We start from the raw sequence: 8,135 nt of genomic DNA, 5'->3' as shown, positions 1-8,135 counted from the left end.
GGCGGAATTTCCGGACCCGGGTAGGTCTTGCCCCAGTCGAGCGTTTCGAGCCAGTCGCGAACGTACTGCTTGTCGAAGCTTTCCTGGTTCTTGCCAACCTGGTACTTGTCTGCCGGCCAGTAACGGCTGGAGTCCGGAGTGAGCACTTCGTCGATGAGGATGGTTTCGCCATCGATTTCACCGAATTCGAACTTGGTGTCGGCGAGGATGATGCCCTTGCTTGCTGCGTAGTCGCGAGCCTTCGTGTAGATGTCGAGGGACATGTCACGGAGCGTCGTTGCAACTTTTTCGCCAACGATATCGAAAGTCTGTTCGAAGCTGATGTTTTCGTCGTGGCCAACGTCGGGCTTGGTGCTCGGCGTGTAGAGCGGCTTTTCGAGCTTCTGGCAGAGCTGGAGACCCTGCGGGAGAACGTGACCGCAAATCTTACCGGTCTTCTGGTAGTCCTTCCAGCCAGAACCGACGATGTATCCGCGCACGATGCATTCCACGGAATGGCGGTTAGCCTTCTTCACGATCATGGAACGGCCGCGGAGGTAGTCGGCATGCTTCTTGAGCACGGCCGGATATTCATTCACGTCGGCGGTGATGAGGTGGTTCTTCATGCCAAGGTGCTTGAACCAGAAAAGGGAAAGCTGGTTCAGGATCTTGCCCTTGCCCGGAATCGGGGTCGGGAGAACCACGTCAAAAGCGGAAAGACGGTCGCTGGCGACCATCAGGAAGCTGTCGCCGAGGTCGTACATGTCACGTACTTTACCCTGGTGGAACAGCGGAACTTCGGTAATGGGGGTTTCGAATTTTAAGCTCATAGTACTCCAAATTTAGCAATTTAGTGGCTGCTGGCTAGGGGTGGAATGTGCCTTACGGCGGTGTGGACAAATATGTCAACGATTCCAAAAAAAATTGATGAAGCTGGCTTCAAAAAATTGGAAATTTTAAGGGAAAAACCTATTTTTGATTCAGGTCACCTATGCTTGCCAGAAACCGCATCAATATCTATGACTATTCCGATTATCGCAAGTTCCTTTTGGACTTTTACGAAATCGAGAAATCGCTGGACCCGACGTTCAGCTATCGCGTGTTTGCGACGGCGGTGGAAATGGATGCGAGCTTGCTTTTGAAAATTTTGCAGGGCAAACGCCACGTTTCACCCAAGTGCATTGAATCGTTTGTGCAGTTTTTCCGTTTTAAAGAAGCAAAGGCCGAGTATTTCCGTGAAATGGTCGCCTATGGCAAGGCAAAAAACGATGAACAGGTCCGCAAGCATTTTGAATCTTTGCAAAAAATGCGTCCGGCGGCAAGCCGTGAACTCGATGAGGCGCGCTACCGCTATTTCCAGCAGTGGTATTATCCGATGATCCGCTCGGCGCTAGATGTTTTTGATTATCGCAGTTCGGACGATGCTGCTGCCCTCGGTGAATCCTGCGTTCCGAAACTCACGGCGACACAGGTGCAGAATGCCGTAGACGCTCTCTTGCAGCTCGGGCTTGCTGAACAGCGCAAGGACGGGCGCATTGTTCCGACGGATGCGCACCTGAAGACTAAAGAGCATTGGCTGAGTGCTTCCATCAGTGATTACCAGGGGAGCCTTGCAGAACTGGCGCGAAAGTCCATTGCCGAAACGCCCAAGGAAAAGCGCGATATCAGTACGCTGACAATGGCGCTGGATTCAAAGCAAATTGACAAGATCCGTGAAATTCTTGCTGATACTCGACGTGCGATTGTGAATGTGGTGAATGCGATGCCATCTGAAATTTGTGATAGCGTTTACCAGTTGAATTTTCAGTTGTTCCCAATGATGAAAAAGGAAGAAAAATGAAAAAGTTCCTTTTGCTGAGTGTGGTGTTTGGTTCTCTTTTTATGGGTTGCACGGAAAACAATCCGAGTTTTTCGGGAGCGACTAGCGAAACAACGAATGGAATTGCCGTTGTCGTTCTAGACGATGCAAACCGGCCTCTTGCTCAAGCGAACGTAACGTTATTCACAAAGACGGACCTGTCCGCAGTCGAAACGTCTATTTCTGATTCGGCAGGCACGGCAAAGTTTGAAAAGTCCAGTGAAGCGTGTGCCGGTGGAAATTGCTTTGTCGAAGGCATTGCGGGTGCTGATTCTTCGCTGATGAGCTGGTCTTCGCTTAGCTTGACTGAAAATTCCGCGCCTTCTAAAATTTCATTGTTGCCGTCGTCATCCTTGATGCTGCGTACAGGCGCAGGAGATTCGAGTCTTGAAAACTTGTTTGCGAATCTCCGGCTGGAATCGACTCCGTATATCGCAAAACGTTCTGGGGATGAATACGTTTTTGCTCATGTGCCTGCGGGACTTTTTAATGTGGTTGCTGGCGATTCTACAGTTGCCGAGGTCACTCTTGAACCGGGCGCCGTTGCTGATACGCTTGTGCGCTTGCCTGGCGTTACACGTGAATTTGTATTCGAAGATTTTGAAGATGGCGATAGTTTGAATAACATTGCAAAAGTTTATCCGAACTATGGATGGTATTATATTGCAAAGGATGGCGCAACGCTTTTGAAACCTGATTCCACAAAGGGCTTTGCGGCCGCAATTGAATCGGAATCTGGACGTGGCAAGGTCCTTTCGATGCAGTTTGTGCCGGGCGATTCAGGCTATGTGCTGCTCGGGACTCATCTTGGGCTTGATACGGGCTATTATGACTTGAGTGGACTCACGGCTATTCGCTTGACCGTGAACGGCGACTGCGAATTTGATGTGGCTCTGGAACATTATCGCGAAGTTCTCGACAACAATTTCCACAAGTCTCTTTGGAACGTGAAAGTTGCGGAGGGCTGGCGCGAAGTTGTGCTGCGTCCTGGCAAAGAAATGCTTGATGACGATAGCTATCAGGTGGCGTGGAGCGAAATTTCAAAGGAAATAGGCTTCTTCAGCATCTTTATCAAGAGCGGTTCTTACCTGAAAATTGACCAGATTGTTTTTGAAGGCATTGACGGCGTTGCTCCCTAGACGTGATTTTTTGTGCTGTTTTGTGCGTTTAACTCCGGCATATGTCGGAGTTTTTCTATATCAAACGTTTTGTTGCATATGCAAATTATTTTAAAATTGTTTTTGCTAAAAATGGCTTAAAATTGCAAATTTTTAATATTTTGTTGCGTAAAAATATTGCTTTTTAAGGAGCGGAAAATTATATTTGCTCTTGAAAAAATGCTTGGAAGGAGTTTTTTATGAAAAAATTTAATTTGGCAAAAACAGCGCCTGTTTATATCTCGGCGGCTTTGGTAACTTCTCTGTCGTTTGCGCTTTTTGCTTGCAGCGATGGTCCTTCTGCTGTTTCAGATCCATCCCGCGTGATTATCTCAGATGCCGTTATTCAGTGCGATTCGCGACGAACGATGGATGACCCGATGCTTGACGCTGCGGTCCCGCCGGTGGTGTATCGTTATGTAACACTTGAAAATGTTGGTTTTACCATCAAAAATATTTCAATGACTTGCGATGTCGTTATAGACAGCCTAGAAGTTTCTGCTTCGGATTCTACGCTTTACGTAAATGTCAAATATGATTACGAAAATGCCAAGAGATGTCTTTGCAACTCAGAAATCTTTTTCAAAGTGGATGCGGATCCTATTTATTATAGTGCAAAAGAACTTGTTCTCAATGATGGTGGAAGTATCAATTTAGATAATAAAATGATGATTGTGGATCTTGATGTAGTGCGTGTTGATGATGTTCCTAAAGTCAACGATGATTAAAAAACAGGTGCTCCGCTTGGAACACCTGTTTAAGTTAAAGGCGATTCCCGCGCGGTGGCGGGAATGACAATTTGCAGCTTGCTCTTTACTTGTAGAGCAGAGCGAAAACCATGCCCGGACGGAAGTACTTACCAGCGGTGTACTTGAGTGCCGTGCTGTGGAGCAGCGTGAAGAGTTCGTTCACATCGACCTTGTTGCTCTTTGCAATGGCGCCGAAAGCCTTCGTGAAGGCTGCGAGATTGCGCGGGAGCTTCGGGCTGATGCGGGAGTCGGCGAGGAGTGCGCCCTTCTTCAGGAGTTCCTTGTGCATCTTGTCGGCGGCAGTTGCGCTGAGGCCGAACTTTGCAACGAGTGCTTCCGGGTGGAGGCGGCAAGAGCCGTTGAATCCTTCCGGTGCGGCAAACGGAACGCGTGCTTCGTCATAGAGGTTTCCGATCATGGAATCGGCGAGCACGGAGGCTTCCTTTTCCAAACCGTGGAACATCATGGCGGTCATGATGCTGTACTGAATGCCAATCCAAACGTCGTGAGCCTGGAAGTTGAATTCGTCGAGCGGAGAACCGTCCTTACGAACAAGGTTTGCTGCGCCGATGAGCGGGCTGTTGGCCTTATAGTTCGTATTGAAAATTCTGAGCAAGTTAGACTTGGCCTTGGCGCTGTCGGTGATCGGTTCGAGGTCGAGCAAGCGGAGGTAAGTGTCTGCAAGCATCGTGTCGGCGAACACGTCGTCGCAGTCGTTAGCAATCTTTGCTTCCCAGCTCTTGGTGAAAGCATCCTTGCACTGAGCCGTAATCCAAGCCTTCTTGAGGCCGCGGAGTTCGTTCTTGGAGAGGTCTTCGCCGTCCGGGATTTCGCCTGCGCAGAGCCATTCGTTGATGGCCTTCACGCCTGCATTCGGATCTTCCGGGAGTTCCAAAGAAACCTTCACGGCTTCGCGGAGTTCAGCGTACTTTTCGACGTTCAAGTCCTTCAATTCCATCGGAGTGATGAAGAAGCGGAAGTAGCCTTCATTTTCGTCCCACAGAGATTCGGTAAATTCCTTGTTTGCTGCTTCGGACTTGGCGTTCCACTTGGCGGCCTGATCGTTATCGCCGAGGAGTTCTGCAATCTTGGCGGCAGCGCGGAGGCCTGCAATCCAGAGGGAACCGCAGTAAACAGAGATGCCGTAGCTACAGAGGTTGTCGAACGTGTCGTCAGTACCGTGCGTGAGCGGGAAATTTTCGCCCGGGTTCACCATCTTTTCGAGGTATTCCATGGCGGCGTAAACGGCTTCCTTGCAATCGGCGAGGCACTGCATGTCCTTCGTCTTGTGGTAGTGACGGTAGACCATGAGCACGTATTTCGGCGCGAGGTCCTTCCATTCCTTCACGTTGTGCCAGTCGTAGGCATCTGGTTCGGCGTCGAAGGGGCTACCAAGGTCGTGAATCACTGCGCCACGGACTGCGCGCGGACCTTCGAGTTTCGGATCCGGGAGGTCGGCGTAGGGGAGGTTCACAAATTCGTGGTGACGGCGACGGTTTTCGTTCACGGCGAGAATGGCATCGCCAAAGCGCTTCATCACAACGCCATCGAGGCGCGGCATGAGGGCGAGCAAGCTAAAGCTGCCGTAGAAGTAAACGTCGAGAGAGTTGAAGAACGGATAGTCGGCGCATTCGCGAACGAGGAAACGGTCTTCCTTGTCCCACACGGTGGCTTCGGCGAGGAAGCTGAGCGTGTTGATGGCGAGGCTCTTGAATTCAGCCTGCTTGGCGGCAGTCTTGTAGAGCTTTGCAACCGGCTTCTTCGGAACAAGGTTTTCGAATGTCTTGAGGCGTTCGTTGAAAGTCTTGTCGGCGGCGAGAGCTTCCGTGAGGAGAGCGACCACGCGGCCGTATGCTTCCGGGTAGAATGCGGTGTACTTCTTGGCGGAAGTGAGCTTGTTCAGCTTGATTTCCGGGAAGTCAAGCACCATGTTGAACTGGAAGGAAACCTTCTGCTTCGGCTTGAGGACTGCGGTAACGGCGATGGCGCCTGCAATCGTTTCACGACCGCTGTAAACGTTCTTGACCCAGGAGTTTGCAACGCGACCGCTCTGGAGAGCTGCCTTCAAGACGGACTTGGCGTCGTCCTGGTAGAACATCGGCTTCACGGAAACGTTGAGGTTGTCCTTCTTGTTCCAAGCCACGCTCACGCCCATGCAACCGTTGAAGTCGCTTTCGGCGAGAGCCTTTTCGTTATAAAATTCGATACCGCGAACGGAGCGGCCATCTTCGAGTTCCTTGTCGAACTGCACACCCTTCGGGAAACGTGCGGCCGGAACGAGCACAAAGCTGGAGTCTTGAACGCCCTGGCGGTCCTTCTTGGCCATGTAGCCCGTGATGCTGTCCTGAATCTGGACAATCGTCACTTCGCGGGTTTCCTTGGTGTTGTTTTCGAGCGTAAAGACGGTGGCGTTCACCGGGAGGCTGGAAAGGCGTTCGTCGCCCGGAGTTACGTAGCTGGACTGCGTCTTGGTGATGGAAACACCCTTGCCTTCGTAAACAGTTTCGCTGACCGGATAGAGGGCGGTGTACTTCATCTTGGCGGCGTCATAACCCGGCTGGCCGAGGAATTCGCTGTCATTTGTCCAAGCGGCGGTGAGAGCGCCTTCGCGGGCGGCCTTTTCGCCAACCATGCCGTCGAAGAAGTCGATGAGCACGGCGCGGTTGATGGCGGCAACGTCCTTGCCTGCGGCAATCAAAGCCTGGGTGCGGTCGCTGAACTGGATGTGCCAGCGTTCAAAAGCGGCCTTGTTCGTTTCGAAGAATGTCTTGTCGGCGAGAACCTTGTTGAGCTTGGCTTCGGCCTTCTTCTGATCCTTCATGTCGGCGTCGCCGAAAACGCGTGCGCCGTTAGCGTCGAGGAGCGGGAAATTGTTGTTGTAGATGCCGAAAGCAGCGAAGTTGCCAATCACGAGGGCGGCCTTTGCGCTGAGGACGGCTTCCTTGAAGAAGAAGTTGTTGAAGCGGAGGTCAGATGCCTTTTCGGTGCGAACCTGGACGCCCGGCATCACGTTCATCACGGGAGTCGTGCCAGCAGGCGTTGCTGTAAACGTAGAACCGATACCGCCCACGGCAATACCCGTGGTGGAAGGAGTTGTAGAAAGCGGGGTGTACCACGGCTGAATGAATTCCACAGCGAGACCCGGGGTCATCAGCTTCTGGACGGAGCCGGACATTTTTGCACCGGCAAGATATTCTTTAATGCTCATAATGAGGTCCGATATTTAAAGGTTTATACGGGAGGAAAGATAGTAATTAGACGAAAGAACGCGGCTATGCCGCTATAGACGAGCGACGAAAGAGGGGGCGTCATCCTGAGTCTTGTTCTTACGTCATCCTGAGGGCAGAAAGCCCGAAGGATCCAGTAAAGTTTTCTTTTTTCAGTCTTTTTACATGAAATGTTTTTGATTTGAATTATCTTTAGGGTATGACTAAGTTGATTGCACATATGCTCCCCGGTGTTTTCCTCATCGTCGTGTTTTCCCTGTTGAAAGCTTACGTTATCCCTGCCCACGTGACCTTTGAATCGTGGTTTGTCTATGTCAACTTTTTCGTCTGGGTCGTTTGCATAACAGTCCCGTGCGTCATCTATTATCTCCGTACCCCGCCCGGAATCGACCACAAATAGTTATATTTGGCCCATGTTTAAAATTGGCGTCATGGCTTCCGGCGGTGGAAGCAACTTCAAAGCGATTATTGATCACATTGGCGAGGGTGACCTCGAAGCCCAGTGCAAGTTTTTGATTACGAACAACGCGGGTTGTGGTGCTGTGCATCATGCCGAAGAATTCGGAATCCCGGTGCATCACATTTCGGGTAAGACGCATCCGGATCAGGCTGCGTTCGAAGCCGCGATGCTCGAAGTTCTCGACAAGTACGATGTGGACCTTTTGATTTTGGCGGGTTACATGAAAGCGCTCCCGCTTTGCATGCTCAAGCGCATGCCGGACCGCATTTTGAACATTCATCCGTCGCTGTTGCCGAAGTTTGGCGGTAAAGGTTTCTTTGGACACCATGTTCATGAAGCTGTGCTTGCTGCGCACGAAACGGAATCTGGCCCGACGGTGCATCTCGTCAGTGAAGAGATCGATCGCGGTCGCATTTTGGCGCAGACCAAAGTTCCTGTGATGCCAGACGACACGCCTGACACGCTTGCCGCCCGCGTCCTCGTGCAGGAACATGCTTTGTACTGGAAGACGATTCGCGACTACGCCAAATCGCTGGGCTTGCACTAACGTCATTGTCATCCTGAGGGCTAAAAGCCCGAAGACAACTCAGAAGGCGAGTATGCCCCAAGGCGAATGCTGCAGTTGTGCTTGCACAAATATGGCTGAGCCGTTTAGCAAGACGCGAAGCGTCAATGTCGCGACCACAGTCATCCTCCGCAAGGAGG

At 51.3% G+C, this 8,135-nt stretch carries 7 protein-coding genes; 5 read left to right on the top strand and 2 right to left on the bottom strand.

All coding sequences use genetic code 11. From position 1 onward, the window contains the following. The coding region (locus ACJMM9_RS03950) for a phosphoribosylaminoimidazolesuccinocarboxamide synthase (RefSeq protein ID WP_405324041.1) at positions 1 to 809 on the bottom strand (809 nt) is incomplete at its 3' end. Positions 810 to 970: 161 nt separating this feature from the next. Between ACJMM9_RS03950 and ACJMM9_RS03945 the strand changes: the two genes are divergently transcribed. The 3 genes from ACJMM9_RS03945 (at position 971) to ACJMM9_RS03935 (ending at position 3,722) form a co-directional block, all read left to right on the top strand. Then, positions 971 to 1,819, top strand: a complete 849-nt coding sequence (locus tag ACJMM9_RS03945; protein WP_405324039.1) for a TIGR02147 family protein — start codon at positions 971 to 973, stop codon at positions 1,817 to 1,819. Continuing rightward, a complete protein-coding gene (locus ACJMM9_RS03940; RefSeq protein WP_405324037.1) occupies positions 1,816 to 2,976 on the top strand; it encodes a hypothetical protein in 1,161 nt (386 codons plus the stop codon). Before ACJMM9_RS03945 ends, ACJMM9_RS03940 begins: the two co-directional genes overlap by 4 nt. Before the next feature lie 218 nt (positions 2,977 to 3,194). Beyond that, on the top strand, positions 3,195 to 3,722 hold the full coding sequence (locus ACJMM9_RS03935; RefSeq protein WP_405324035.1) for a hypothetical protein: 528 nt from the start codon (positions 3,195 to 3,197) through the stop codon (positions 3,720 to 3,722). An 85-nt stretch (positions 3,723 to 3,807) separates the two neighbouring features. Here the strand turns inward: ACJMM9_RS03935 and ACJMM9_RS03930 are convergent, their stop codons facing one another. After that, entirely contained in the window at positions 3,808 to 6,951 is a 3,144-nt protein-coding gene (locus ACJMM9_RS03930; RefSeq protein ID WP_405324033.1) for a GH116 family glycosyl hydrolase, read from the bottom strand. A 218-nt stretch (positions 6,952 to 7,169) separates the two neighbouring features. Between ACJMM9_RS03930 and ACJMM9_RS03925 the strand changes: the two genes are divergently transcribed. Continuing rightward, positions 7,170 to 7,370, top strand: coding sequence for a hypothetical protein (locus tag ACJMM9_RS03925; RefSeq protein ID WP_173354887.1), 201 nt, complete (start codon positions 7,170 to 7,172; stop codon positions 7,368 to 7,370). A 13-nt stretch (positions 7,371 to 7,383) separates the two neighbouring features. Continuing rightward, positions 7,384 to 7,977 (top strand): phosphoribosylglycinamide formyltransferase, encoded by a 594-nt coding sequence (purN, locus tag ACJMM9_RS03920; protein WP_405324031.1) that lies wholly within the window; start codon positions 7,384 to 7,386, stop codon positions 7,975 to 7,977. Positions 7,978 to 8,135: the final 158 nt, after the last annotated feature.

Source organism: Fibrobacter sp. (assembly GCF_045112255.1).
In the GTDB taxonomy this organism is placed as follows: Bacteria; Fibrobacterota; Fibrobacteria; order Fibrobacterales; family Fibrobacteraceae; genus Fibrobacter.
The sequence above is the reverse complement of the archived record's forward strand: the minus strand, read 5'-3'. Positions and strand labels throughout refer to the sequence as shown.

Excerpts from the sequence above, each read along its gene's own strand:
- ACJMM9_RS03940 (WP_405324037.1), top strand. The coding sequence starts at position 1,816 with ATGAAAAAGTTCCTTTTGCTGAGTGTGGTGTTTGGTTCTCTTTTTATG.
- purN (WP_405324031.1), top strand. The coding sequence starts at position 7,384 with ATGTTTAAAATTGGCGTCATGGCTTCCGGCGGTGGAAGCAACTTCAAA.
- ACJMM9_RS03935 (WP_405324035.1), top strand. The coding sequence starts at position 3,195 with ATGAAAAAATTTAATTTGGCAAAAACAGCGCCTGTTTATATCTCGGCG.
- ACJMM9_RS03925 (WP_173354887.1), top strand. The coding sequence starts at position 7,170 with ATGACTAAGTTGATTGCACATATGCTCCCCGGTGTTTTCCTCATCGTC.
- ACJMM9_RS03945 (WP_405324039.1), top strand. The coding sequence starts at position 971 with ATGCTTGCCAGAAACCGCATCAATATCTATGACTATTCCGATTATCGC.
- ACJMM9_RS03930 (WP_405324033.1), bottom strand. The coding sequence starts at position 6,951 with ATGAGCATTAAAGAATATCTTGCCGGTGCAAAAATGTCCGGCTCCGTC.